General features: G+C 55.9%; 25 protein-coding genes. 19 read left to right on the top strand and 6 right to left on the bottom strand.

All coding sequences use genetic code 11. The features are described 5' to 3' along the window. Positions 1–51: 51 nt before the first annotated feature. Together recQ and rhtC are read left to right on the top strand one after the other, a co-directional pair. Complete coding sequence (gene recQ, locus EoCCA6_RS10865) at positions 52–1,881, top strand: ATP-dependent DNA helicase RecQ (protein ID WP_152082661.1); 1,830 nt, start codon at positions 52–54, stop codon at positions 1,879–1,881. A gap of 61 nt (positions 1,882–1,942) precedes the next feature. After that, positions 1,943–2,563, top strand: coding sequence for a threonine export protein RhtC (rhtC, locus tag EoCCA6_RS10860; protein WP_010426287.1), 621 nt, complete (start codon positions 1,943–1,945; stop codon positions 2,561–2,563). Here the strand turns inward: rhtC and rhtB are convergent. Further along, positions 2,560–3,180 (bottom strand): homoserine/homoserine lactone efflux protein, encoded by a 621-nt coding sequence (gene rhtB / locus EoCCA6_RS10855; protein WP_152082660.1) that lies wholly within the window; start codon positions 3,178–3,180, stop codon positions 2,560–2,562. The two genes, rhtC and rhtB, sit on opposite strands and share 4 nt — an antisense overlap. A gap of 111 nt (positions 3,181–3,291) precedes the next feature. On the opposite strand from rhtB, the gene pldB reads away from it, so the two are divergent. From pldB to EoCCA6_RS10840, 3 genes are all read left to right on the top strand, one after another. Then, on the top strand, positions 3,292–4,284 hold the full coding sequence (gene pldB / locus EoCCA6_RS10850) for a lysophospholipase L2 (protein ID WP_152082659.1): 993 nt from the start codon (positions 3,292–3,294) through the stop codon (positions 4,282–4,284). Positions 4,285–4,316: 32 nt separating this feature from the next. Next, positions 4,317–5,117, top strand: coding sequence for a sugar/pyridoxal phosphate phosphatase YigL (gene yigL, locus EoCCA6_RS10845; RefSeq protein WP_152082658.1), 801 nt, complete (start codon positions 4,317–4,319; stop codon positions 5,115–5,117). Positions 5,118–5,199: 82 nt separating this feature from the next. Continuing rightward, positions 5,200–6,099 (top strand): carboxylate/amino acid/amine transporter, encoded by a 900-nt coding sequence (locus tag EoCCA6_RS10840; RefSeq protein ID WP_152082657.1) that lies wholly within the window; start codon positions 5,200–5,202, stop codon positions 6,097–6,099. Here the strand turns inward: EoCCA6_RS10840 and metR are convergent. Next, a complete protein-coding gene (gene metR / locus EoCCA6_RS10835) occupies positions 5,987–6,940 on the bottom strand; it encodes an HTH-type transcriptional regulator MetR (RefSeq protein WP_152082656.1) in 954 nt (317 codons plus the stop codon). The genes EoCCA6_RS10840 and metR overlap by 113 nt on opposite strands. 115 nt (positions 6,941–7,055) lie before the next feature. Between metR and metE the strand changes: the two genes are divergently transcribed. Continuing rightward, a complete protein-coding gene (gene metE / locus EoCCA6_RS10830; RefSeq protein ID WP_152082655.1) occupies positions 7,056–9,317 on the top strand; it encodes a 5-methyltetrahydropteroyltriglutamate--homocysteine S-methyltransferase in 2,262 nt (753 codons plus the stop codon). Between the two features lie 46 nt (positions 9,318–9,363). On the opposite strand, the gene EoCCA6_RS10825 is transcribed toward metE, so the two are convergent. Then, a complete protein-coding gene (locus tag EoCCA6_RS10825) occupies positions 9,364–10,170 on the bottom strand; it encodes a dienelactone hydrolase family protein (RefSeq protein WP_152082654.1) in 807 nt (268 codons plus the stop codon). 255 nt (positions 10,171–10,425) lie between these two features. On the opposite strand from EoCCA6_RS10825, the gene udp reads away from it, so the two are divergent. From udp to tatD, 9 genes are all read left to right on the top strand, one after another. Beyond that, entirely contained in the window at positions 10,426–11,187 is a 762-nt protein-coding gene (udp, locus tag EoCCA6_RS10820) for a uridine phosphorylase (protein WP_003860792.1), read from the top strand. Between the two features lie 138 nt (positions 11,188–11,325). Then, positions 11,326–12,783 (top strand): DNA recombination protein RmuC, encoded by a 1,458-nt coding sequence (rmuC, locus tag EoCCA6_RS10815; protein ID WP_152082653.1) that lies wholly within the window; start codon positions 11,326–11,328, stop codon positions 12,781–12,783. A 66-nt stretch (positions 12,784–12,849) separates the two neighbouring features. Continuing rightward, positions 12,850–13,605: a bifunctional demethylmenaquinone methyltransferase/2-methoxy-6-polyprenyl-1,4-benzoquinol methylase UbiE gene (ubiE, locus tag EoCCA6_RS10810; protein WP_003860790.1), complete on the top strand. Its 756-nt coding sequence runs from the start codon at positions 12,850–12,852 to the stop codon at positions 13,603–13,605. Between the two features lie 13 nt (positions 13,606–13,618). Further along, complete coding sequence (gene ubiJ / locus EoCCA6_RS10805; RefSeq protein WP_152082652.1) at positions 13,619–14,224, top strand: ubiquinone biosynthesis protein UbiJ; 606 nt, start codon at positions 13,619–13,621, stop codon at positions 14,222–14,224. Further along, entirely contained in the window at positions 14,221–15,861 is a 1,641-nt protein-coding gene (gene ubiB, locus EoCCA6_RS10800) for a ubiquinone biosynthesis regulatory protein kinase UbiB (RefSeq protein WP_152082651.1), read from the top strand. Before ubiJ ends, ubiB begins: the two co-directional genes overlap by 4 nt. Before the next feature lie 76 nt (positions 15,862–15,937). After that, positions 15,938–16,192 carry a Sec-independent protein translocase subunit TatA gene (gene tatA / locus EoCCA6_RS10795; protein ID WP_152082650.1) on the top strand — a complete coding sequence of 85 codons (255 nt, stop codon included), beginning with the start codon at positions 15,938–15,940 and terminating at the stop codon, positions 16,190–16,192. Between the two features lie 3 nt (positions 16,193–16,195). Next, positions 16,196–16,738 (top strand): Sec-independent protein translocase protein TatB, encoded by a 543-nt coding sequence (gene tatB, locus EoCCA6_RS10790; protein WP_152082649.1) that lies wholly within the window; start codon positions 16,196–16,198, stop codon positions 16,736–16,738. A 2-nt stretch (positions 16,739–16,740) separates the two neighbouring features. Continuing rightward, the gene (gene tatC, locus EoCCA6_RS10785) at positions 16,741–17,511 is read left to right on the top strand and encodes a Sec-independent protein translocase subunit TatC (RefSeq protein ID WP_152082648.1); all 771 of its coding nucleotides are present in this window, start codon (positions 16,741–16,743) and stop codon (positions 17,509–17,511) included. A 41-nt stretch (positions 17,512–17,552) separates the two neighbouring features. Then, positions 17,553–18,335 carry a 3'-5' ssDNA/RNA exonuclease TatD gene (gene tatD, locus EoCCA6_RS10780; RefSeq protein ID WP_152082647.1) on the top strand — a complete coding sequence of 261 codons (783 nt, stop codon included), beginning with the start codon at positions 17,553–17,555 and terminating at the stop codon, positions 18,333–18,335. Here the strand turns inward: tatD and rfaH are convergent. Then, positions 18,332–18,823 carry a transcription/translation regulatory transformer protein RfaH gene (gene rfaH, locus EoCCA6_RS10775; RefSeq protein ID WP_152082646.1) on the bottom strand — a complete coding sequence of 164 codons (492 nt, stop codon included), beginning with the start codon at positions 18,821–18,823 and terminating at the stop codon, positions 18,332–18,334. The genes tatD and rfaH overlap by 4 nt on opposite strands. Before the next feature lie 170 nt (positions 18,824–18,993). On the opposite strand from rfaH, the gene ubiD reads away from it, so the two are divergent. Together ubiD and fre are read left to right on the top strand one after the other, a co-directional pair. Then, entirely contained in the window at positions 18,994–20,499 is a 1,506-nt protein-coding gene (gene ubiD / locus EoCCA6_RS10770; RefSeq protein ID WP_152082645.1) for a 4-hydroxy-3-polyprenylbenzoate decarboxylase, read from the top strand. Positions 20,500–20,529: 30 nt separating this feature from the next. Then, positions 20,530–21,231, top strand: a complete 702-nt coding sequence (fre, locus tag EoCCA6_RS10765; protein WP_152082644.1) for an NAD(P)H-flavin reductase — start codon at positions 20,530–20,532, stop codon at positions 21,229–21,231. 152 nt (positions 21,232–21,383) lie between these two features. Here fre and fadA read toward each other — a convergent pair whose 3' ends face one another. Together fadA and fadB are read right to left on the bottom strand one after the other, a co-directional pair. Further along, entirely contained in the window at positions 21,384–22,547 is a 1,164-nt protein-coding gene (gene fadA / locus EoCCA6_RS10760) for an acetyl-CoA C-acyltransferase FadA (RefSeq protein WP_152082643.1), read from the bottom strand. 9 nt (positions 22,548–22,556) lie between these two features. Then, positions 22,557–24,746 carry a fatty acid oxidation complex subunit alpha FadB gene (fadB, locus tag EoCCA6_RS10755; RefSeq protein ID WP_152082642.1) on the bottom strand — a complete coding sequence of 730 codons (2,190 nt, stop codon included), beginning with the start codon at positions 24,744–24,746 and terminating at the stop codon, positions 22,557–22,559. 190 nt (positions 24,747–24,936) lie between these two features. Between fadB and pepQ the strand changes: the two genes are divergently transcribed. Further along, positions 24,937–26,268, top strand: a complete 1,332-nt coding sequence (gene pepQ / locus EoCCA6_RS10750) for a Xaa-Pro dipeptidase (protein WP_152084439.1) — start codon at positions 24,937–24,939, stop codon at positions 26,266–26,268. After that, the gene (locus tag EoCCA6_RS10745) at positions 26,268–26,882 is read left to right on the top strand and encodes an IMPACT family protein (RefSeq protein ID WP_152082641.1); all 615 of its coding nucleotides are present in this window, start codon (positions 26,268–26,270) and stop codon (positions 26,880–26,882) included. The genes pepQ and EoCCA6_RS10745 overlap by 1 nt, the downstream gene beginning before the upstream one ends. Positions 26,883–26,909 lie beyond the last annotated feature (27 nt).

Raw genomic sequence — 26,909 nt, 5'->3', positions numbered from 1 at the left:
TCTCAGGCGCTGAAAATAGCGCCTGTTTCATTTCTGGCATATGGGGTTAATGTGGCGCAGGCGGAAGTATTGAATCAGGAATCGCTGGCTAAACAGGTTTTGCAGGAAACCTTTGGCTACCAGCAGTTCCGCCCTGGCCAGGAAACCATCATTGAAACCGTGCTGGAAGGCCGCGATTGTCTGGTGGTGATGCCAACCGGCGGCGGGAAATCACTCTGTTATCAGGTGCCCGCGCTGGTGCTTAACGGCCTGACGGTCGTGGTGTCTCCCCTCATTTCCCTGATGAAAGACCAGGTTGACCAGCTGCTCGCTAACGGCGTGGCGGCGGCCTGCCTGAACTCGACGCAGACCCGCGAGCAGCAGCAAGAGGTGATGGCCGGGTGCCGCACCGGGCAGATCCGCCTGCTGTATATCGCGCCAGAACGCCTGATGCTGGATAACTTCCTCGATCACCTGGCGCACTGGAATCCGGTGCTGCTGGCGGTAGATGAAGCGCACTGTATTTCCCAGTGGGGACACGATTTCCGCCCGGAATATGCCGCTCTTGGTCAGCTTCGTCAGCGTTTCCCCGAACTGCCCTTTATGGCGCTTACCGCCACGGCGGATGATACCACGCGACTGGATATCGTTCGTCTGCTGGGGCTGAAAGACCCGCTGATTCAGGTCAGCAGCTTCGACCGCCCAAACATCCGCTATATGTTGATGGAGAAATTCAAGCCGCTGGATCAGCTCTTGCGCTATGTGCAGGAGCAGCGCGGCAAGTCCGGCATTATCTACTGCAACAGCCGTGCGAAGGTGGAAGACACCGCCGCGCGTCTGCAAAACCGTGGCTTCAGCGCCGCCGCCTACCATGCCGGGTTAGAGAACCACATCCGTGCCGACGTGCAGGAGAAATTCCAGCGCGACGACCTGCAAATCGTGGTCGCGACAGTGGCGTTTGGAATGGGCATCAATAAGCCCAACGTGCGCTTTGTGGTGCATTTCGACATCCCGCGCAACATCGAATCCTACTATCAGGAAACCGGCCGCGCCGGGCGTGATGGCCTGCCTGCGGAAGCGATGCTGTTTTACGATCCGGCTGATATGGCGTGGCTGCGCCGCTGTCTTGAGGAAAAACCGCAGGGGCAGTTGCAGGATATCGAGCGCCACAAGCTCAACGCGATGGGCGCGTTTGCCGAAGCACAAACCTGCCGCCGTCTGGTGTTGCTCAACTACTTTGGTGAGGGGCGTCAGGAGCCGTGCGGTAACTGCGATATCTGTCTCGACCCGCCGAAGCAGTACGATGGCCTGATGGACGCGCGTAAAGCGCTCTCGACCATCGGGCGCGTGAACCAGCGCTTCGGGATGGGCTACGTTGTAGAAGTGCTGCGCGGTGCCAATAATCAGCGTATCCGCGACATGGGCCACGACAAGCTGCCCGTCTATGGGATTGGCAAAGACCAAAGCCATGAGCACTGGGTGAGTATCATCCGCCAGCTGATCCACCTCGGCTTTGCCACGCAAAATATTGCCCAGCACTCTGCGTTGCAGCTTACCGAAGCCGCTCGGCCTGTTCTGCGCGGTGAAGTTGAACTCAAGCTCGCCGTACCGCGCGTCATCGCCCTGAAGCCGCGCGTGATGCAAAAATCTTACGGCGGCAACTACGACCGCAAACTGTTCGCCAAACTGCGCAAGCTGCGTAAAGCCATAGCCGACGAAGAGAACATCCCACCATACGTGGTGTTCAACGACGCAACGCTGATTGAAATGGCCGAGCAGATGCCGCTCAGCGCCAGCGAAATGCTCAGCGTCAACGGCGTCGGCACACGCAAGCTGGAGCGCTTCGGGAAAGAGTTTATGGCGCTCATCCGCTCTTACGCCGATGGTGATGACGAGGAGTAGTCAGCCGGGCAAAAAAGTGCCAGGATGGTGACTCACTGAATTATTTCCCCGCGAGCTAATTATGTTAATGCTATTTCTCACCGTGGCGTTAGTGCACATCGTTGCGCTGATGAGCCCTGGCCCTGACTTTTTCTTCGTATCACAAACGGCTGTCAGCCGCTCCCGCAAAGAGGCGATGATGGGTGTGCTCGGCATCACCATGGGCGTCATGGTGTGGGCGGCAGTCGCGCTGCTCGGTCTGAACCTGATTCTGGCAAAGATGGCGTGGCTGCATAACATCATTATGGTCGGCGGCGGGCTGTACCTGTGCTGGATGGGCTACCAGATGCTGCGCGGGGCATTGAAAAAAGAAGAGAAAAAGCCGGAAGAGCCAAAGGTTGAGCTGGCAACGGGCGGCCGTAGCTTCGTTAAAGGGCTGCTGACAAACCTGGCAAACCCGAAGGCAATTATCTATTTTGGCTCTGTGTTCTCGCTGTTTGTGGGTGACAGCGTGGGCGCGGGCGCGCGTTGGGGCATCTTCCTGCTGATCGTCGTTGAGACGTTCGCCTGGTTTACCATCGTCGCCAGCCTGTTCGCCTTACCGGCGATGCGCCGTGGCTACCAGCGCATCGCGAAGTGGATCGACGGCTTTGCCGGCGCGCTGTTTGCCGGCTTTGGTATTCATCTCATCATCTCTCGCTAAGCATGACGCGCTGACGCAAGCAGCGCGCCAACCAGCATAAACAGCGAACCAAAGACTTTATTCAGGGCCTTCATCTGCTTAGGCCCTTTAATCCACGCCGCAATCCGCTGCGCCAGCGTCGCGTAGCCAATCATCACGATGATATCGACAATGATGGTGGTTGCGCCCAGCACCACGTACTGCATCACCTGCGGCTGATGCGGAACGATAAACTGCGGGAACAGCGCGGCGAGGAACACAATGCTTTTCGGGTTGGTCAGGTTCACAAACACCGCGCGTTTAAACAGGCGACCGCGCGTTTGTGCATGGGCGAGCGTGTTAAGATCAATCGAGCCTGCTGCGCGCCACTGCTGAATGCCGAGCCAAATCAGGTATGCCGCACCAGCCCATTTCAGCACTTCAAAGGCCAGCACCGAGCGGGAGAATAACGTACCCAGACCAATCCCCACCAGCACGATGTGAATGCCCAGCCCGGTCTGTAAACCGGCGATGGACGCTACCGCGCCGCGATAGCCGTGGTTAATGGACGTGGTCATGGTGTTGATTGCGCCAGAGCCTGGTGAAAGGCTAAGGATGATGGATGTCAGCAGGTAAGCGAACCACCACTCGAAGGTCATTTGAAACTCCCGAATCGTCTGTTTTTATGCCACAATACGCTATTGTTACGTCATTTTGTGACCGGTTACGAAAAAAACTATATTCCCTGGATTACGGGGGGTGGAAACCCAATGTTTCAGCAGAAAAAGGACTGGGAAACACGAGAAAACGCATTTGCTGCTTTCTCTATGGGGCCGCTGACCGACTTCTGGCGGCAGCGTGAGGAAGATGCGTTTACGGGCGTAGGTGATATTCCGGTACGCTTTGTTCGTTTCCGTGATGAGAAAAACGATCGGGTGATCGTGGTCTGCCCTGGGCGTATCGAAAGCTACGTGAAATATGCCGAACTGGCCTATGACCTGTTCCATCTGGGCTTCGATGTGTTGATTATCGACCATCGCGGTCAGGGGCTTTCTGGTCGCTTGCTGTCGGACACCCATCGTGGCCACGTGGATAATTTTAGCGATTATGTCGACGATCTGGCTGCTTTCTGGCAGCAGGAAGTTGAGCCGGGCCCGTGGCGTAAGCGGTACATTCTTGCGCACTCCATGGGCGGCGCGATTTCGACGCTGTTTTTGCAGCGCCACGAGCACCAGTGTGATGCCATTGCGCTTACCGCGCCGATGTTCGGCATCGTGATCCGCTTACCTGACTGGATGGTGCGTCATATTCTCGACTGGGCTGAGGGCCATCAGCGCATTCGGGAAGGGTATGCCATTGGCACAGGACGCTGGCGCGCGCTGCCGTTTGCTATCAACGTGTTAACCCACAGTCGGCAGCGTTACCGCCGTAATCTGCGTTTTTATGCTGATGAACCGCGCCTGCGCGTCGGCGGCCCCACCTGGCACTGGGTGCGGGAGGGCATTCTTGCTGGCGAGCATGTGCTGGCAGGTGTTGGTGATGACGACACGCCGACGCTCCTGATTCAGGCAGAAGATGAACGTGTGGTCGATAACCGCATGCATGACCGCTTTTGTGAACTCCGCGCCGCTGCCGGACACCCTTGTGAAGGGGGTAAACCGCTGGTCATAAACGGCGCGTACCATGAGATCCTTTTCGAAAAGGACGCTATGCGCTCAGTCGCGCTCAACGCCATTGTTGAATTTTTCGACAGGCATAACTGATTATTGTTTTACCACCAGAGGTTGAAATCCCTATGTACCAGGTTGTTGCATCTGACTTAGATGGCACGCTGCTTTCCCCCGACCACACCCTGTCGCCTTACGCGAAAGAAACCTTAAAACTTCTGACAGCCCGTGGCGTAAACTTTGTGTTTGCCACCGGCCGCCACCACGTGGACGTGGGGCAGATCCGCGATAATCTGGAGATCAAATCGTACATGATCACCTCCAACGGTGCGCGTGTACACGACACGGATGGCAACCTGATCTTTACCCACAACCTGGATCGCGACATCGCCGCCGACCTGTTCGGTGTGGTGCATAACAATCCGGATATCGTCACCAACGTTTACCGCGACGACGACTGGTTTATGAACCGCCACCGTCCGGACGAAATGCGTTTCTTCAAAGAAGCCGTATTTAACTATTCCCTGTACGAACCGGGCCTGCTGGAGCCGGAAGGGATCAGTAAAGTGTTCTTTACCTGCGAAAGCCACGAAGAACTTCTGCCGCTGGAACAAGCGATCAACGCTCGCTGGGGCGACCGTGTTAACGTGAGTTTCTCCACGCTGACCTGTCTGGAAGTGATGGCGGGCGGCGTTTCCAAAGGCCACGCGCTGGAAGCGGTGGCGAAGCGTCTGGGCTTCGAGCTGAAAGACTGCATCGCCTTTGGCGACGGCATGAACGACGCCGAGATGCTCTCCATGGCGGGCAAAGGCTGCATCATGGCGAATGCGCATCAGCGTCTGAAAGATTTGCACCCGGAGCTGGAAGTGATCGGCACTAATGCTGACAACGCGGTACCTAAATATCTGCGCAAACTGTTCCTTGAATAATCTTCATTTGCTTGTTTATTGTTCAGTTGTCAACTAAAGAGTTCGCTACAATGCCTGTCCTTCTTCCTGAGAGACAAGCATTGTGGCGCTACTCATTATCACCACTATCCTGTGGGCCTTCTCCTTTAGCCTGATTGGCGAATACCTTGCCGGTTCGGTCGACAGCTACTTCTCGGTGCTGATGCGCGTAGGGCTGGCGGCGCTGGTATTCCTGCCGTTCCTGCGTACCCGCGGACAATCGCTGCAAACGATTCTGCTGTACATGCTGGTGGGTGCGATGCAGCTCGGCATCATGTATCTGTTCAGCTTCCGGGCTTACGTCTACCTCTCCGTCTCGGAATTCCTGCTCTTTACCGTGCTCACGCCGCTCTATATCACGCTGATTTACGATGTGCTCAGCAAGCGTCGTTTGCGCTGGGGGTATCTGCTGAGCGCTGCGCTGGCGGTGATTGGTGCGGCGATTATTCGCTACGACAAAGTGAGCGATCACTTCTGGACCGGGCTGATGTTCGTCCAGCTCGCCAATATTAGCTTCGCTATCGGGATGGTGGGCTACAAACGTCTGATGGAGACCCGCCCGATGCCGCAGCATAACGCGTTTGCCTGGTTCTACATGGGCGCGGCGATCGTCGCGGTGGTGGCGTGGTTTATGCTTGGCAACCCGCAAAAACTGCCGACCACTTCCGTGCAGTGGGGCATTCTGGTCTGGCTGGGCGTGGTGGCTTCCGGGCTGGGGTACTTCATGTGGAACTACGGCGCTACCCAGGTAGACGCCGGTACGCTGGGGATCATGAATAACGTACATGTGCCTGCCGGGCTACTGGTGAACCTCGCCATCTGGCAGGAACAGCCGCACTGGCCGAGCTTCCTTATTGGGGGAGCGGTGATCCTGGCTTCGCTGTGGGTGCATCGCCGTTGGGTCGCTCCGCGCTCCGCACAAACGGAAGGTGATCGCAGGCGTGGTTCCGCGCTGAGCGAATAAACGCTTCTGTGATCGGCTGACGCTGCTCGCCATCGCGCACGGCGGCGTACAGCCGGCTCCACAGTCCTTCTCCCAGGGTTTTGGTGACCACCAGGCCCTGGCGTTCAAAACTCTCCACCACCCAGTGCGGCAGCGCCGCGATGCCCATTCTGGCGGCAACCATCTGAATCAACAGCAGGGTGTTATCCACGCTTTTCAGCTGTGGGCTGATGCCTGCGGGCTGCAGGAAATGACGCCAGATATCCAGGCGACTGCGTTGTACCGGGTAAATCAGCAGCGTTTCTGTCGCCAGATCTTCCGGCGTAATGCGCGTTTTAGCGGCCAGCGGATGATCCGGAGCCAGCACCAGGCGCACTTCAAAATCAAACATCGGCGAGTAGTGCAGACCGCTGCGCGGCAGAATGTCAGACGTCATCACCAGATCCAGCTCGCCCTGCTGGAGCGACGGCTGTGGGTCGAACGTCACGCCGGATTTAAAGTCCATTTCCACCTGCGGCCATCTCTGGCGGAAGTTTTCAAGCGCGGGAGTTAACCACTGGATACAGCTGTGGCACTCAATAGCGATACGCAGTTTAGTTTGCTGCGGCTCGTTGCAGGACTGCAGGGCGCTGGCAATCTGCGGCAACACCTGGTTCGCCAGCTGCAGCAGGATCTCACCCTGAGGCGTAAACCGCAGAGGCTGACTTTTACGGACAAAAAGACGAAAGCCGAGGCGTTGTTCCAGATCGCTGAACTGGTGAGAAAGGGCAGACTGGGTCTGGTGCAGCGTGGCCGCAGCCGCTGCGAGCGAACCGCAGTTCCGCAACGCCTGGAGCGTTTTCAGGTGTTTTATCTCGATCATGAAAGTCCTTCACTTCGCCATGAACATTTTGCGCTTGAGGAATATACAGTACCTGCCAATTATAGATGTGTAAACATCTGGACGTCTAAATAACAAATTTCTCAAGGGGCATACCATGACAATTCGCAATCACACCCTCGGTTTCCCTCGCGTTGGCTTGCGTCGTGAGCTGAAAAAAGCGCAAGAAAGCTACTGGGCGGGTAACGCCACCCGTGAAGAACTGCTGGCGGTGGGACGCGAGCTGCGCGCCCGTCACTGGGATCAGCAAAAACAGGCGGGCATTGACCTGCTGCCAGTGGGCGATTTCGCCTGGTACGACCATGTTCTGACCACCAGCCTGCTGCTTGGCAACGTGCCGGCTCGTCATCAGAACAAAGATGGATCGGTGGATATCGATACCCTGTTCCGCATTGGCCGTGGCCGTGCGCCAACGGGTGAGCCAGCGGCAGCAGCGGAAATGACCAAGTGGTTTAACACCAACTATCACTATATGGTGCCGGAGTTCGTGAAAGGTCAGGAGTTCAAACTGACCTGGACCCAGCTGCTGGATGAAGTGGACGAAGCGCTGGCGCTGGGCCACCAGGTGAAACCCGTGCTGCTCGGGCCAGTAACCTATCTGTGGCTGGGTAAAGTGAAAGGCGAGCAGTTTGACCGTCTCAGCCTGCTGAACGATATTCTGCCGGTCTACAAACAGGTGCTGATCGAGCTGGGCAAACGTGGCATTCAGTGGGTGCAAATCGATGAGCCTGCGCTGGTACTGGAGCTGCCGCAGGCGTGGCTTGATGCCTTCAAACCGGCGTATGACGCGCTCACCGGTCAGGTGAAGCTGCTGCTGACCACCTATTTCGAAGGCGTAACACCGAACCTCAGCACCATCACCACGCTGCCGGTTCAGGGGCTGCACGTTGATCTGGTTCACGGCAAAGACAATGTCGCTGAACTGCATAAGCGACTGCCGGAGGAGTGGCTGCTCTCAGCGGGGCTGGTCAACGGCCGTAACGTCTGGCGCGCCGATCTGACAGAGAAATACGCGCAGATTAAAGACATCGTCGGCAAACGTGAACTCTGGGTGGCCTCGTCCTGCTCCTTGCTGCACAGCCCGATCGATCTGAGCGTTGAAACCCGTCTGGATGCGGAAGTGAAAAGCTGGTTCGCCTTCGCTCTGCAAAAATGTGAAGAGCTGGCGCTGCTGCGCGACGCGCTGAACAGCGGCGACACGGCGGCGATTACCGGATGGAGCGCACCGATCCAGGCGCGTCGTCACTCGGCTCGCGTACACAATCCTGCGGTCGAAAAACGTCTGGCGGCCATCACCGCCCAGGACAGCCAGCGTCAAAGCCCCTATGAGGTACGCGCTGAAGCCCAGCGCGCCCGCTTCAACCTGCCAGCGTGGCCGACCACCACCATCGGCTCCTTCCCGCAAACGACCGAGATCCGCGGCCTGCGTCTGGACTTCAAAAAAGGCAATCTGGATGCAGCCAACTACCGCACCGGCATTGCCGAACATATCAAGCAGGCGATTATCGAGCAGGAGCGCTTAGGTCTGGACGTGCTGGTGCACGGTGAAGCCGAGCGTAACGACATGGTGGAATACTTTGGCGAACATCTGGACGGCTTCGTCTTTACCCAGAACGGTTGGGTGCAGAGCTACGGCTCCCGCTGCGTAAAACCGCCGGTAGTGATTGGCGACGTCAGCCGCCCGGAAGCGATCACCGTGGAGTGGGCGAAGTATGCCCAGTCTCTGACCGACAAGCCGGTAAAAGGCATGCTGACCGGCCCGGTGACGATTCTCTGCTGGTCGTTCCCGCGTGAAGACGTGACCCGTGAAACCATCGCCAAACAGATTGCGCTGGCGCTGCGTGATGAAGTGGCGGATCTGGAAGCAGCAGGCATTGGCATCATCCAGATTGACGAACCGGCACTGCGCGAAGGGCTTCCGCTGCGCCGCAGCGACTGGGATGCGTACCTGAAGTGGGGCGTGGAAGCGTTCCGTATCAACGCGGCGGTCGCAAAGGACGACACGCAGATCCACACCCACATGTGCTACTGCGAATTTAACGACATCATGGATTCCATTGCCGCGCTGGATGCGGATGTGATCACCATCGAAACCTCACGTTCGGACATGGAGCTACTGGAGTCGTTCGAAGAGTTCGACTACCCGAACGAAATCGGGCCGGGCGTGTATGACATTCACTCCCCGAATGTCCCGAGCGTCGAATGGATTGAGGCGCTGCTGAAAAAAGCCGCCCAGCGCATTCCGGCGGAACGCCTGTGGGTGAACCCGGACTGTGGCCTGAAAACCCGTGGCTGGCCGGAGACGCGCGCGGCGCTGGCGAATATGGTGAAGGCGGCGCAGAATCTGCGTCAGGCTTGATGAAATGCAGGCCCGGTAAGGCGTAGCCGCCACCGGGCTTTTATTTTTACGCTTTCTTGCCACCGTACTGGCTGAACCACGCCAGCATCCGCTGCCAGCCATCTTTGGCAGATTCTGCGTGGTAGCTCGGACGATAGTCGGCATTAAACGCGTGTCCGGCATCCGGGTACACCACGATCTCCGCCTTCGCGTTTGCCGCGCGCAGCGCCTGGCGCATCGTCTCGACCGTATCAAGCGGGATGCCAGTGTCCTGGCCGCCATAAAGTCCCAGCACCGGAGCATTCAAATCCGTCGCGATATCAACAGGTTGCTTCGGTGAGTTCAACGTCTTTTCCCCCACCAGCTTGCCGTACCAGGCGACGGCGGCTTTGAGCTGCGGATTGTGCGCAGCATACAGCCAGCTTATGCGTCCACCCCAGCAGAAGCCCGTGACCATAAGACGGTGCGGGTCGCCGCCGTTGCGTGCCGCCCAGCTGGCAACGTGGTCCAGGTCGGCCAGCACCTGTGCGTCCGGCACTTTGCTGACCAGGTTGCTGAACAGCGTCGGGATATCGCTGTAATCGTTCGGATCGCCCTGACGGAAATAAAGCTCAGGCGCAACGGCCAGGTAACCTTCCAGCGCCAGACGACGGCAGAGGTCGCGAATATGTTCGTGAACGCCAAAAATCTCCTGAACCACAATCACGATCGGCAGCGGACCGCCTGCCGATTTTGGCCGCGCGTGGTAAGCAGGCATATTCTCCCCCTGCGAGGGAATAGACGTCTCACCTGCAGTAATGGCTTCTTCAGGCGTTGAGACGATGGTGGAAGCATGCGGAGCCGCAGCAGGTGCAAAACCGGTTTTTTCAGTCATGGCATTCTCCGTACCAATGAGTTAGCGCAAAGGTAAATATAGTCACCAGGTTAACAACCCACAGTGCCTTATACAGTCTATCTTTTGTGCAGCATCCCACGATATAACTTGTTAATGTGATGTAAATCACTATTTTGTGGAAATTAACTGCAATCATTTTCATTCATGGTGAGTTTCATCACGAAATTAAGCCCTTTGCTTCTGTAAAGTACCGTTTTACTTCTTCTGACTAACCGACCCACAGAGGAGTCACCTATGTCCAAGTCTGATGTTTTTCATCTCGGCCTCACTAAAAACGATTTACAAGGGGCTACGCTGGCTATCGTCCCTGGCGATCCGGAGCGTGTGGAAAAGATCGCCGCGCTGATGGATAAGCCGGTCAAGCTGGCTGCCCATCGTGAATTCACCACCTGGCGTGCAGAGCTGGATGGCAAAGCGGTGATCGTGTGCTCTACCGGTATCGGCGGCCCGTCTACCTCTATCGCCGTGGAAGAACTGGCACAATTGGGCATTCGTACTTTCCTGCGAATCGGTACTACCGGTGCGATTCAGCCGCACATTAATGTGGGCGACGTGCTGGTGACGACCGCGTCCGTGCGTCTGGACGGTGCCAGCCTGCACTTTGCACCAATGGAATTCCCGGCAGTGGCGGATTTCGAATGTACCACTGCGCTGGTTGAAGCCGCGAAATCTGTGGGCGCAACCACCCACGTGGGCGTCACTGCATCCTCTGATACCTTCTACCCTGGCCAGGAGCGCTACGATACCTTCTCTGGCCGCGTGGTGAGCCGCTTCAAAGGCTCTATGGAAGAGTGGCAGTCCATGGGCGTAATGAACTACGAAATGGAATCTGCAACCCTGCTGACCATGTGCGCAAGCCAGGGTCTGCGTGCCGGTATGGTGGCGGGCGTTATCGTCAACCGTACCCAGCAGGAGATCCCGAACGCTGAAACCATGAAGCAGACCGAAAGTCATGCGGTGAAAATCGTGGTGGAAGCGGCTCGCCGTCTTATCTAGTCCTCCCTTTCAAGATAAAAGGCCGGCGCGTTCGGCCTTTATTTTTTGCGTAGCGCCTCGCAGGAAAACCCTTTCAAACTGGACGTTTATACAGCACAATTCTATTTTGTGCGGTAATACGTTGATGCAGGGGGCATTGTGGATCTCTCAATCCTGATTTATGCGGTGATTGCGCTGGTGGGCGTGGCGATAGGGTGGCTGATTTCAGGTTATCAGCATGCGCAGCAGAAGGCCGATCAACTGGCAGAGCGCGAGGAGATAGTTGCCGGGTTAAGTGCGGCAAAACAGCAGCTTGCTCTGAGCGATCACTGGCGTGATGAGTGCGAACTGCTTAACAATGAACTGCGCAACCTGCGTGACATCAACACCTCGCTGGAGGCCGATCTGCGCGAAGTGACCACCCGTCTCGAATCCACCCAGTTGCATGCGGAAGACAAAATCCGCCAGATGATCAACAGCGAGCAGCGCCTCAGCGAGCAGTTTGAGAACCTCGCCAATCGCATTTTTGAGCACAGCAACCGCCGCGTCGACGAGCAAAACCGTCAGAGTCTTAACAGCCTGCTGACACCGCTGCGCGAACAGCTGGACGGTTTTCGTCGTCAGGTGCAGGACAGCTTTGGTCAGGAGGCGCGTGAGCGCCACACCCTGGCACATGAAATTCGCAATCTCCAGCAGTTGAACGCGCAGATGGCACAGGAGGCGGTCAACCTGACCCGTGCACTGAAAGGAGACAACAAAACCCAGGGAAACTGGGGTGAAGTCGTCCTGACGCGCGTGCTGGAAGCCTCTGGTCTGCGTGAAGGGTACGAATATGAAACGCAGGTCAGCATCGAAAACGATGCCCGTTCGCGGATGCAGCCGGATGTGATTGTGCGTCTGCCGCAGGGTAAAGACGTGGTGATTGATGCCAAAATGACGCTGGTGGCCTACGAGCGCTATTTTAATGCCGAAGACGATTACACCCGTGAGTCGGCGTTGCAGGAGCATATTGCCTCCGTGCGTAATCACATTCGTCTGCTGGGCCGGAAGGATTATCAACAGCTTCCAGGTCTCCGCTCGCTCGACTATGTCCTGATGTTTATCCCGGTAGAGCCTGCATTCCTGTTGGCGCTCGACAGACAGCCCGAACTGATCACCGAAGCGTTAAAAAATAACATTATGCTGGTCAGCCCTACCACGCTGCTGGTGGCGTTACGTACCATTGCCAACCTGTGGCGCTATGAGCACCAGAGCCGTAACGCACAGCAGATTGCTGACCGGGCCAGCAAGTTGTACGACAAAATGCGTCTCTTCGTGGACGATATGTCCTCGGTTGGGCAAAGCCTGGATCGCGCGCAGGATAACTATCGTCAGGCGATGAAAAAACTCTCCTCCGGGCGCGGCAACCTGCTGGCGCAAGCCGAGGCATTTCGTAGCCTGGGCGTGGAAGTGAAACGCGAGATTAATCCGGAATTGGTCGAACAGGCAACGGCTCAGGACGAGGAGTTTCGCCTTCGCGCAGGAGAGGGTGAGCAAAAGACAGACAACAAAGACAACGATTTAGCGGCGGATTTATCGCCAGAAGAGCAGCCGACGCGTTTCTTTCGCGGTGGTTGAAACGTAGGGCAAACGCGCCCAATCTGTTACACTTCACGAACATTTGACTGATTAGCAGGCTCTGAGATGGTTGACGATTCACAAGACACGACGCACTTTGGCTTTCAGACTGTCGCCAAAGCGCAGAAGGCTGACATGGTGGCCCACGTATTTCATTCCGTGGCGGCGAAGTACGATGTGATGAATGACTTGATGTCGTTCGGCATTCATCGCTTGTGGAAGCGCTTCACCATTGACTGTAGCGGCGTGCGTCGCGGACAAACGGTGCTGGATCTGGCAGGTGGCACCGGCGACCTGACGGCGAAATTCTCCCGTCTGGTGGGTGAAACCGGCCGCGTGGTGCTGGCAGATATCAACGATTCCATGCTGAAAATGGGACGCGAGAAACTGCGTAACATCGGCGTGGTGGGTAATGTGGAATATGTGCAGGCAAACGCGGAAGCGCTGCCGTTCCCGGATAACACCTTTGACTGCATCACTATCTCGTTCGGGCTGCGTAATGTGACCGATAAAGACAAAGCGCTGCGCTCCATGTACCGCGTGCTCAAGCCGGGTGGACGCCTGCTGGTGCTCGAATTCTCTAAGCCGATTATCGATCCGCTGAGCAAAGCCTACGACGCCTATTCGTTCCACGTTCTTCCGCGTATTGGTGAGCTGGTGGCAAACGACGCCGAGAGCTATCGCTACCTGGCCGAATCCATTCGTATGCACCCGGATCAGGACACCCTGAAAGCCATGATGCAGGATGCGGAATTTGAGAATGTTGAATACTTCAATATGACGGCAGGTGTCGTTGCGCTTCATCGCGGTTATAAGTTCTGAGTGGAGGTCTCCTGTGCCCTTTAAACCCTTAGTCACCGCAGGCATTGAGAATGCACTGAACGCCTTTTTGTATCGCGCACCGGCGCTGAAAACCGCACGTCAGCGGTTAAACGGAAAGGTTTTGCGTATTGTTTTAAAAGAGTTCTCGACGCCGCTTGTGCTGGTTTTCAGCGAACGCCAGCTTGACGTTCTGGGTGAGTGGGAAGGCGAGGCTGACTGCTCGGTTATTACGCATTTGAGCGTGCTGCCCAAACTACGAGATCGTCAGCGACTGACGGCGCTGATCCGCAGCGGCGAGCTTGAAGTTGAGGGCGACATCCAGGTCGTGCAGAATTTCGTTGCACTGAGCGATTTAGCCGAGTTCGACCCGGCAGAACTGCTGGCACCGTATATAGGCGATATTGCTGCAGAAGGGATGAGCAAAGCCATTCATGGTGGTACGGCTTTCCTGCGCAAAAGCCTGCAGCGACAGCAGCGCTATGCGGCAGAAGTGCTCACCGAAGAGTGGCGTATGGCACCCGGACCACTGGAAGTGGCATGGTTTGCGGAAGAGACCGCAGCGGTTGAACGTGCGGTTGATGCGTTAACCAAACGGCTGGAAAAACTGGAGGGCAAATGACGCCTGGTGAAATTCGGCGCCTCTACTTTATCGTCCACACCTTTTTGAGTTACGGGCTCGACGAGCTTATCCCCAAAATGCGTATCACGCTGCCACTTCGAATCTGGCGGCGGATGTTGTTCTGGATGCCCAATCGCCATAAAGGTCAGCCGCTGGGGGAACGCCTGCGTCTGGCGTTACAAGAGCTTGGCCCGGTATGGATCAAGTTTGGGCAGATGCTCTCTACCCGCCGGGATCTCTTCCCGCCGCAAATTGCCGATCAACTGGCCTTGCTACAGGATCGCGTCGCGCCGTTTGACGGCGAAAGAGCGAAGAAACAGATCGAAGAGGCAATGGGAAATATTCCTGTTGAAACCTGGTTTGACGATTTCGACATCCAACCCCTGGCGTCTGCGTCTATTGCTCAGGTGCATACGGCGCGGCTGAAGGAAAACGGCAAAGATGTGGTGATTAAGGTTATTCGCCCGGATATCCTGCCGATCATTAAAGCTGACATGAAGCTGATTTATCGTCTGGCTCGCTGGGTGCCGCGTCTGCTCCCTGACGGACGTCGTCTACGCCCACTGGAAGTGGTGCGAGAATATGAAAAAACGCTGATTGATGAGTTAAACCTGCTGCGTGAGTCAGCGAACGCCATCCAGTTGCGCCGTAATTTCGAAGACAGCCCGATGTTGTATGTTCCTGAGGTTTACTCTGACTATTGCAGCCAGAACATGATGGTGATGGAACGTATCTACGGTATTCCGGTATCGGATGTGGTTGCCCTGGAAAAACAGGGGACTAACATGAAGCTGTTGGCCGAGCGTGGCGTGCAGGTCTTCTTTACCCAGGTGTTCCGCGACAGTTTTTTCCATGCCGATATGCATCCGGGAAACATTTTTGTCAGCTATGAGCACCCTGAGAATCCGAAGTATATCGGTATTGATTGCGGGATTGTGGGTTCGCTGAACAAAGAAGATAAGCGTTACCTCGCCGAGAACTTTATCGCCTTCTTTAACCGCGACTACCGAAAGGTGGCCGAGCTGCACGTGGATTCAGGCTGGGTTCCGCCAGATACTAACGTCGAAGAGTTTGAGTTCGCGATCCGTACCGTGTGTGAGCCTATTTTCGAAAAGCCCCTGGCAGAGATCTCCTTCGGCCACGTTTTACTGAACCTGTTCAACACCGCGCGTCGCTTCAACATGGAAGTGCAGCCTCAATTAGTTTTACTTCAGAAAACATTACTTTACGTTGAGGGCGTAGGCCGCCAGCTCTATCCTCAGTTAGACTTGTGGAAAACCGCGAAACCTTTCCTTGAATCCTGGATTAAGGATCAGGTCGGTATTCCAGCGCTGGTGCGCTCTCTGAAAGAGAAAGGCCCGTTCTGGATTGAAAAAATGCCTGAAATTCCTGAACTGGTTTACGACAGTTTGCGTCAGAGCAAGAACCTTCAGCACAGCATGGATAAAATCGCTCGCGAGCTTCAATCCAGCCGCGTGCGCCAGGGACAGTCACGTTATCTCTTTGGGATTGGGGCTACACTGCTGTTAAGTGGCACGTTGCTGCTGATCAATCGCCCGGACTGGCAAATGATGCCCGCCTGGCTGATGGCTGCAGGCGCTGTGGTCTGGCTTGCTGGCTGGAGAAAAACGCGCTGAATTAGCGTCGCTATCGACGGGTCGCATACGTATAATGCGGCCTGACTAATTAATCATCTGTCACTGGGGAACATGTATGGGTGGTATCAGTATCTGGCAATTGTTAATTATTGCCGTCATCGTTGTGCTGCTGTTTGGCACGAAGAAACTCGGTTCTATCGGTTCCGATCTTGGCGCATCTATCAAAGGCTTTAAGAAAGCCATGGGCGATGATGAGAATAAGCAGGATAAATCCAGTCAGGATGCGGACTTTACTGCTAAACCCATCGCCGACAAGCAAGATGAAGCCAAAAAGGAAGACGCTAAACGCCACGATAAAGAGCAGGTGTAATTCGTGTTCGACATTGGTTTTGGTGAGTTACTGCTGGTCTTTGTGATTGGTCTGATTGTGCTGGGGCCGCAGCGTTTACCTGTTGCGGTGAAAACCGTTGCGGGTTGGGTGCGGGCGCTTCGCTCGCTGGCAACGACTGTACAGAACGAGCTGGCGCAGGAACTTAAGCTCCAGGAGTTTCAGGACAGCCTGAAAAAGGTTGAGAAGGCGAGCATGGAAAACCTGACGCCAGAGCTGAAAGCCTCTATGGACGAACTGCGCGAAGCGGCGGAATCGATGAAGCGTTCTTACAGCATCAACGATCCTGAAAAGGCGAGCGATGAAGCGAATACCATCCATAATCCGGTGGTGAAGGGCAGCGAAGAGCAGCGCGAAGGGGTAACGCCTTCCAGCGCAGAGCATCAGGCCGCCGCGCCAGAACAGACGCCGCAGGAATCCGAAGTGAAAAAACAGGTGCAACCGGAAGAGCCCGTTGTTAAAGCGGCTGAAGTAAAGCCCGCCGCGCCCGTTTCCGAATCATCCCCCTCGTCGAGTGATAAAGCGTAAACATGGCAGTAGATGATACTCAACCGCTCATTACGCACCTTATTGAGCTGCGTAAGCGCCTGTTAAACTGCATTATTGCGGTTTGCCTAATTTTCTTATGCCTGGTTTATTTCGCCAACGATATCTACCAGGTGGTTTCTGCGCCGCTGATTAAGCAGATGCCGTTGGGTGCAACGATGATTGCAACGGACGTTGCCTCGCCGTTTTTCACCCCGATCAAGCTGACGTTTTGGGTTTCGTTGATTGCGTCTGCGCCGGTCATTTTGTACCAGGTCTGGGCGTTTGTGGCCCCGGCACTGTACAAGCATGAACGTAAACTGGTGATCCCGCTGCTGGTATCCAGCTCGCTGCTGTTCTATATCGGTATGGCGTTCGCCTATTTCGTGGTCTTCCCGCTGGCCTTTGGCTTCCTGACGCATACCGCGCCGGAAGGCGTTCAGGTGTCGACGGACATCGCCAGTTACCTCAGTTTCGTCATGGCACTGTTTATGGCCTTTGGCGTGGCGTTTGAAGTGCCGGTCGCGATTGTTCTGCTCTGCTGGGTGGGCGTAACCACGCCAGAAGATCTGCGAAAAAAACGTCCGTATATCCTGGTGGGCGCGTTTGTTGTTGGTATGTTGCTGACGCCACCGGATGTTTTCTCGCAGACTTTACTGGCAATACCGATGTACTGCCTGTTTGAAGTTGGCGTGTTCTTCTCGCGCTTCTATGTAGGCAAGCGACGCCCACAGGACGACGAAGACGACGAACCTGAAAAGACCACAGAAGAATAAAACCAGCCGCCCGTCAGGGCGGTTGTTATATGGGGATTAGCATGTTTGATATTGGGCTTAACCTGACCAGCTCGCAGTTTGCGAAAGATCGCGATGAGGTGGTTGCGCGCGCTTTTACCGCCGGTGTGAAAGGGCTTTTGCTGACGGGGACTAATCTTCATGAAAGTGAGCAGGCACAGCGACTGGCACAACGCTACGCACACTGTTGGTCTACTGCAGGCGTCCACCCTCATGACAGTAGCCGGTGGACAAATAACAGCGCAGAGTCGCTCCATAAACTTGCTAAAACACCAGAGGTGGTTGCCATTGGCGAGTGTGGGCTCGATTTTAACCGTAACTTCTCTACACCGGAGGAGCAGGAAAAGGCATTCACCGCACAGCTTGCGCTGGCCGCAGAGCTTGGGATGCCAGTGTTTATGCACTGTCGCGACGCGCATGAGCGTTTTCTCGCACTCCTGGAGCCGTGGCTGGATAAACTGCCGGGCACAATACTGCACTGCTTTACCGGTTCTCGTCAGGAGGCGCTTGATTGCCTTAATCGCGGTCTTTATCTGGGCATTACGGGTTGGGTCTGCGATGAGCGCCGCGGATTAGAGCTTCGTGAGTTGCTGCCTGTGATCCCGGCCGACCGCCTGCTGGTTGAAACGGATGCACCGTATCTTCTCCCGCGCGATATGAAACCAAAACCAGCTTCGCGGCGTAATGAACCGGCTTATCTGGGGCATATTGTTGAGAGCGTCGCGCACTGGCGCGGGGACGATCCGCAGTGGCTGGCGGCGCAGACGGATGACAATGTGCGCCGCGTGTTCGGGGTGCAGTTTTAAACTTTGCGGAAGTCGGTGTTTTTAACGCTCTGTAACACCTGCTTGTTCAACAGATTGAGGAGCAGCATGGAGCGTGCTTCGCCATCCGGCTCAGAAAAGATAGCCTGTAATCCTTCAAAAGCACCTTCGGTGATCACCACGCTGTCACCCGCGTAAGGGGTCTCAGGGTCGGTGATGCCTTCAGGCTGTTGATAGACAGAAAGCTGGTGAATAACCGATGAAGGCACCATTGCCGGATGGGCACCAAAACGCACAAAATGGCTGACGCCGCGCGTGGCGCTAATGGTTGTGGTGTGGATCACTTCCGGGTCAAATTCAACGAACAGATAGTTCGGAAACAGAGGTTCACTGACCGTTGCGCGTTTCCCACGCTGCATTTTTTCAAGCGTGATCACGGGCGTCAGGCAGTTTACCGACTGACGTTCAAGATGTTCCTGCGCGCGCTGAAGTTGCCCGCGTTTGCAATACAGTAAATACCAGGCCGGCATAATCACTCTTTCCCTTAGTTCGGGGCGCAAGCATATCAAAACCCTGGCGGGATCGCTAAGGTGATTATAATGGCCTGAAAGGGAGTAAGTAGCGGAAGTTCACGCTAATTTAACAAAATTACAGCATCACGCTGGCTTACGCCGTATAATGAAGCGCTTACAGAGAGGCCATGACTAACTGCATGAAATACCACGATCTACGCGACTTCCTGGCGCTGCTGGAAAAGCAGGGCGAACTCAAACGCATTACGCTCCCTGTTGATCCTTATCTGGAAATGACAGAAATTGCTGACCGCACTCTGCGTGCCGGTGGCCCTGCTCTGCTGTTTGAAAACCCGAAAGGCTACTCTATGCCAGTGCTGTGCAACCTGTTTGGTACGCCTAAGCGCGTGGCGCTCGGTATGGGGCAAGAAGATGTCACGGCGTTGCGTGAAGTGGGTAAGTTGCTGGCCTTTCTGAAAGAGCCGGAGCCGCCAAAAGGCTTCCGCGATCTGTTCGACAAACTGCCGCAGTTTAAGCAGGTGCTGAACATGCCAACCAAACGCCTGCGCGGTGCGCCGTGCCAGCAAAAAGTGCTGGAAGGTGATGCGGTTGACCTGACCCGTATCCCGATTATGCAATGCTGGCCTGAAGATGCCGCACCGCTCATTACCTGGGGGCTGACCGTTACGCGTGGCCCGCACAAAGAGCGGCAAAACCTCGGAATTTACCGTCAGCAACTGATTGGCAAAAACAAGCTCATCATGCGTTGGTTGTCCCATCGCGGCGGCGCGCTGGATTTCCAGGAGTGGTGTGCGGCACATCCGGGCGAGCGTTTTCCGGTATCCGTGGCGCTGGGTGCTGACCCGGCCACGATTCTGGGAGCCGTCACGCCTGTCCCCGATACGCTCTCTGAATATGCGTTTGCGGGCCTGCTGCGCGGCACCAAAACCGAAGTTGTGAAATGTATTTCTAATGACCTGGAAGTACCGGCCAGCGCTGAGATTGTGCTGGAAGGGTATATTGAGCAGGGTGAGCTGGCACCGGAAGGACCATACGGCGATCACACAGGTTATTACAACGAAGTTGATCACTTCCCGGTGTTCACCGTGACGCACATTACGCAACGTGAAGATGCGATCTACCACTCGACTTACACGGGGCGTCCACCGGATGAACCGGCGGTACTGGGCGTGGCGCTGAACGAAGTGTTCGTGCCCATTCTGCAAAAGCAGTTCCCGGAAATCGTTGATTTCTATCTGCCGCCGGAAGGGTGTTCCTATCGCCTGGCGGTCGTGACGATGAAGAAGCAGTATGCCGGTCACGCTAAACGCGTGATGATGGGCGTATGGTCTTTCCTGCGTCAGTTTATGTATACAAAATTTGTTATCGTCTGCGATGATGACGTCAACGCCCGCGACTGGAATGACGTTATCTGGGCCATTACCACGCGTATGGACCCCGCGCGTGATACGGTGTTAGTGGAAAACACACCGATAGATTATCTGGATTTTGCCTCGCCGGTTTCCGGTCTTGGCTCAAAAATGGGACTGGATGCCACGAATAAATGGCCCGGCGAAACCGAGCGTGAATGGGGTCGCCCGATCAGAAAAGATCCTGCCGTGACCGCGCGAATTGACGCGATCTGGGACGAACTGGCCATAATGAGTAACGGTAAATCTGAAGCTGACCGTTAAGCCCTATAGACTTCCCGACAGAGAGAGCGAATGACAACCTTAAGCTGTAAAGTGACCTCGGTAGATGCTATTACCGACACCGTATATCGCGTCCGTTTAGTGCCTGAAGCGGCATTCTCTTTCCGCGCTGGTCAGTACCTGATGGTCGTGATGGATGAGCGTGATAAGCGTCCTTTCTCGATGGCTTCCACGCCCGCAGAGCAGGAATTTATTGAGCTTCATATCGGTGCGTCTGAGCTTAACCTGTACGCGATGGCCGTGATGGACCGCATTCTGAAAGAACGTGAAATCGTGGTGGATATTCCGCACGGCGAAGCCTGGCTGCGTGAAGACGAGGACCGTCCGCTGATCCTGATTGCCGGTGGTACAGGTTTCTCCTATGTGCGCTCCATTTTGTTGACTGCACTGGCGCGTAACCCGAATCGTGATATCACCATCTACTGGGGCGGCCGCGAAGAGAAACATCTTTACGATCTGTCTGAGCTGGAAGCACTGAGCGTGAATCATCCTCACCTGCGCGTTGAGCCGGTTGTCGAGCAGCCGGAAGAGGGCTGGCGCGGGCGTAGCGGAACGGTGCTGACGGCAGTATTGCAGGATTACGGTACGCTGGCAGAACACGATATCTACATCGCGGGTCGTTTTGAGATGGCGAAAATTGCCCGCGACCTGTTCTGTAACGAACGTGGTGCACGTGAAGATCGTCTGTTCGGTGATGCGTTTGCGTTCATTTAAATAAAAAACCCGCCCCTGACAGGCGGGAAGAACGGCAACTAAACTGTCTCTCTTCGCCAACAGCGGTGAGATACCTCTCGTAGGCCGGGAAAGCGTAGCGCCTCCCGGCAAAAGCCCGATGGTGCGATGCTTATCGGGCCTACGTTATAGCCTTACACTCTCTCAAACACCGTCGCGATACCCTGACCCAGCCCGATACACATCGTCGCCAGACCAAACTGGGCATCTTTGCGTTCCATCAGGTTGAGCAGCGTGGTGCTGATACGTGCACCGGAGCAGCCCAGCGGGTGACCCAGCGCGATCGCGCCGCCGTTGAGGTTAATCTTCTCGTCGATCTGCTCCATCAGCCCCAGATCTTTAATGCATGGCAGGATCTGCGCGGCGAACGCTTCGTTCATCTCAAACAGATCGATATCGCTGGCGGTTAATCCCGCTTTTTTCAGCGCCAGCTTCGAGGCCGGAACCGGGCCGTAGCCCATGATTGAAGGATCGCAGCCGACGACGGCCATCGAACGCACGCGGGCGCGCGGCGTCAGGCCCAGCTCACGGGCACGGCTTTCGCTCATCACCAGCATCGCGGCTGCACCGTCAGACAGCGCAGACGAGGTGCCCGCTGTCACTGTACCGGTCACCGGATCAAAGGCCGGACGCAGCGTGGAGAGGGCTTCAACGGTCGTTTCCGGGCGGATCACTTCGTCGTAGTTGAACTGCTTCAGTACGCCGTCAGCATCGTGGCCACCGGTTGGGATGATCTCATTCTTAAACGCACCGGACTGCGTGGCAGCCCAGGCGCGAGCGTGTGAGCGTGCGGCGAATGCATCCTGCATTTCACGGCTAATACCGTGAAGGCGGGAGAGCATTTCGGCGGTCAGCCCCATCATGCCCGCCGCTTTCGCCACGTTACGGCTCATGCCTGGATGAAAATCCACGCCGTGGCTCATGGGAACATGGCCCATATGCTCTACGCCACCCACCAGGCATGCCTGCGCATCGCCGGTCATGATCATGCGTGCCGCATCGTGCAGCGCCTGCATTGACGAACCACACAGACGGTTAACGGTGACGGCCGGAACGGAATGTGGGATTTCCGCCAGCAGCGAGGCGTTGCGGGCGATGTTGAAGCCTTGCTCCAGGGTCTGCTGTACGCAGCCCCAGTAGATATCGTCGAGCGCAGCGGGGTCCAGCGCCGGGTTACGCGCCAGCAGGCTACGCATCAGGTGCGCGGAGAGATCTTCCGCACGCACGTTCCGGAAAGCACCGCCCTTTGAACGGCCCATCGGGGTGCGAATTGCATCAACAATGACAACCTTTTCCATTGTGACTCCTTAAGCCGTTTTCAGCTCGCCAACCGGACGGGCTGGCTCCACTGCTGGATAATAGGGTTCGTTATGGCGCGCTTTGTTACGCAGACCTTCCGGCACTTCATACAGCGGGCCGAGGTGCTGGTACTGCTGAGCCATATCGAGATAGCGGGCACTGCCGAGCGTATCCAGCCAGCGGAACGCGCCGCCGTGGAACGGAGGGAAACCGAGGCCGTAGACCAGCGCCATGTCGGCTTCTGCCGGGCTGGCGATGATGCCTTCTTCCAGGCAACGCACCACTTCGTTGATCATTGGAATCATCATGCGGGCGATGATCTCGTCGTCAGTGAAGTCGCGTTTTGGCGGGCATACGTCGGCCAGCAGGCCATCCACCGCCGGATCTTCTTCTTTCTTCGGTTTGCCTTTGCTGTCTTCTTTATAGCGCCAGAAGCCCAGACCGTTTTTCTGCCCGAAGCGGTTGGCGTCGAACAGCGCGTCAATCGCGTCGCGATAATCTTTCTGCATACGCTGCGGGAAGCCTGCCGCCATCACCGCCTGAGCGTGATGTGCGGTATCAATACCGACCACATCCAGCAAATACGCCGGGCCCATCGGCCAGCCGAACTGTTTTTCCATCACTTTGTCGATTTTGCGGAAATCCGCGCCGTCGCGCAGCAACTGGCTGAAACCGGCAAAGTAGGGGAACAGCACGCGATTAACAAAGAAGCCAGGGCAGTCGTTCACCACAATCGGCGTTTTGCCCATTTTGCTGGCCCACGCCACCACCTTCGCAATGGTTTCGTCAGACGTTTTTTCACCACGGATCACTTCGACCAGCGGCATGCGGTGTACCGGGTTGAAGAAGTGCATCCCGCAGAAGTTTTCCGGGCGCTTCAGCACGCTCGCCAGTTCGCTAATCGGAATAGTGGAGGTGTTAGACGCCAGCACGGTATCAGGGCGAACCTTGTCTTCGGTTTCCGCCAGTACCGCTTTTTTGACTTTCGGGTTTTCGACGACGGCCTCAACCACCACGTCCACACGGTCAAAACCGCTGTATTCCAGCGTCGGCTGGATAGTGGCGATCACGCCTGCAAGTTTCAGCCCATCAATCTTGCCGCGTTCCAGTTGTTTATTCAGCAGTTTGGCCGCTTCGGTCATGCCCAGCGTCAGGGATTTATCGCTGATATCTTTCATCACCACCGGCACGCCTTTCCATGCCGACTGGTAAGCGATTCCGCCGCCCATAATGCCAGCGCCGAGTACCGCTGCGTGTTTTGGCGTCTCAACGTTTTTGGTCAGCTGTTTGGCTTTGCCTTTCACGAACTGATCGTTAAGGAAGATACCGACCAGCGCACGGGCTTCGTTGGTGTGCGCCAGCGGCACAAAGCTCTGGTTTTCGAGTTTCAGGGCTTCATCCCTGCCCAGACGAGCCGCCGCTTCAATGGTTTTCACCGCCGTGATTGGGGCCGGGTAGTGTTTACCCGCCGTCTGCATCACCATGCCTTTGGCGATGGTGAAACTCATGGTGGCTTCAATTTTGCTGAGCTTTAACGGCTCCAGCTTCGGCTGACGTTTGGCTTTCCAGTCGAGATCGCCGTTAATGGCCTGACGCAGGATGGCGATGGAGCCTTCAATCAGTTTTTCTGGCTTAACCACACCATCCACCAGTCCAATTTTCTGCGCCTGGTCCGCACCGACGTCTTTGCCCGCGGCGATGATTTCCAGTGCGCTATCGGCACCCAGCATGCGCGGCATACGCACGGAGCCACCAAAGCCCGGCATGATGCCTAGCTTCGTTTCCGGCAGGCCAATGCGCAGGTCTGGCGTCGCCAGTCGGTAGTCGGTTGCCAGCACACACTCGCAGCCGCCGCCCAGCGCGTAGCCATTAACGGCGGAGATCGTAGGAACGGGCAAATCTTCCAGGCGATTAAAGACGCTATTGGCAAAATGCAGCCACTGGCTCAGTTGTTCTTCAGGTACCAGGAACAGCGAGAGGAATTCGGTGATATCGGCACCGACAATAAAGGCTGCTTTGTTGGAGCGCAGCAGCAACCCTTTTAAATCAGATTGCTTTTCAAGTACATCCAGCGCCTGGCCAAGACTGGCCACCGTCGCGGTATCGAGCTTATTCACTGAGCCGGGGGCATCGAACACCAGTTCGGCGATGCCATCTTCCAGCCAGTCTACGTACAGGGTGTCGCCTTTGTAGAGCATGTCAGTCTCCTGAATCCAGCAAGTGGATCTGGTCATACCAGATGAGACGGAGTGTGGAATTTATGTTAATAAAATGCAAATTACTCATTAAGAAATTGCTGCGTTGATCACGGTCGGTGGAAATCACGCAGCCGGAGTCAGGTGTGCTAAGATGCGAGGACTTGAGGTCAAAAAAACGAAAGGAAGAATGATGGACTCACTGGCTTCGCTCTATAAAAATCATATCGTTACCCTACAGGAACGTACCCGCGATGTACTGGCGCGCTTTAAACTGGATGCTCTGCTGATCCACTCCGGCGAGCTGATGAATACATTTCTTGATGACCATGCCTATCCCTTCAAGGTCAACCCGCAGTTTAAAGCCTGGGTGCCGGTAACACAGGTTCCCAATTGCTGGCTGCTGGTGGATGGCGTGAATAAGCCGAAACTGTGGTTCTATCTGCCGGTGGATTACTGGCACAACGTGGAACCGCTGCCAACCAGCTTCTGGACGGAAGAAGTGGACGTCATTGCATTACCAAAAGCCGACGGCATTGGCAGCCAGCTGCCTGCTGCGCGCGGTAACATCGCCTATATTGGCCCGGTGGCGGAGCGTGCGCTGGGTCTGGATATTCCGGCAGACAAACTCAACCCGAAAGGGGTGCTGGATTATCTGCATTACTATCGCGCGTATAAGACCGACTACGAACTTTACTGCATGCGTGAAGCGCAAAAAACGGCTGTTACCGGCCACCGCGCGGCGCACGAAGCGTTCCTGTCCGGCATGAGCGAGTTCGATATTAACCAGGCCTACCTGACTGCCACCGGTCATCGTGATACCGACGTGCCTTACAGCAACATCGTTGCGCTCAATGAACACGCATCTGTTCTGCACTACACCAGACTGGATCACCAGGTTCCGTCCGAAATGCGCAGCTTCCTGCTGGATGCCGGTGCAGAGTACAACGGCTACGCGGCAGACCTGACCCGTACCTGGGCGGCGAATGGCGACACCGATTTTGCACACCTGATTAAAGACGTGAACGATGAGCAACTGGCGCTTATCAGCACCATGAAAGCGGGCACCAGCTATGTGGATTACCACATTCAGTTCCATCAGCGCATCGCGAAACTGCTGCGTAAGCATCAGATTGTGAAAGACATGAGCGAAGAGGCGATGGTGGAGAACGATCTGACCGGGCCATTTATGCCTCACGGTATTGGTCACCCGCTGGGTCTGCAGGTTCACGACGTTGCAGGCTTTATGCAGGATGACACCGGGACGCACCTGGCGGCACCGTCTAAATATCCTTACCTGCGCTGCACCCGCGTCCTTGCGCCGCGTATGGTGCTGACCATTGAACCGGGTATCTACTTCATTGAATCTTTGTTAGCGCCATGGCGTGAAGGCCAGTTCAGCAAGCACTTCAACTGGGAAAAAATTGAAGCGCTTAAGCCGTTTGGCGGCATCCGTATCGAAGATAACGTGGTTATCCACGAAAACGGTACTGAGAACATGACGCGAGACCTGAAGCTGGCCTGATGGAAAGCTGGCTGATACCGGCTGAACCGGTCACCTTTGTTGAGGAAATCAAGAAAAGCCGCTTTATTACGCTGTTGGCACATACCGATGGCGTAGAGGCGGCAAAGGCGTTTGTCGAGTCCGTCCGGGCTGAGCATCCTGACGCCCGTCACCACTGCGTGGCGTGGGTGGCAGGGCCACCGGACGATTCACAACAGCTGGGGTTTTCCGATGACGGTGAACCGGCAGGCACGGCCGGTAAACCCATGCTCTCTCAACTGATGGGCAGCGGCGTGGGCGAGATAACCGCCGTAGTGGTTCGCTATTATGGCGGTATTTTGTTAGGCACGGGAGGGCTGGTTAAAGCCTACGGTGGCGGTGTCCAGCAGGCACTTAATCTGCTGATAACAACCCGCAAAACGCCACTTACCGAATATACTTTGTTATGCGATTACGCCCAGCTCTCGGGTATAGAAACGCTGCTTAAGCAATTTAACGGTGTGATTGCACACAGTGAATATGAGGCGATGGTGCAATTACGCGTGGCGCTTCCTCAGGCGGAACTGGCTGCTTTTTCAGCAAAACTGGCTGATTTTAGTCGCGGCTCGTTGCAATTGCTGCCGATTGAAGAATAATCCCCACCTCACTTTTGAATACCAAAG

This window comes from Enterobacter oligotrophicus (assembly GCF_009176645.1).
Taxonomy (GTDB): domain Bacteria; phylum Pseudomonadota; class Gammaproteobacteria; order Enterobacterales; family Enterobacteriaceae; genus Enterobacter; species Enterobacter oligotrophicus.
Note: the sequence above shows the minus strand (reverse complement) of the source record. Positions and strands in the feature narration are given on the sequence as shown.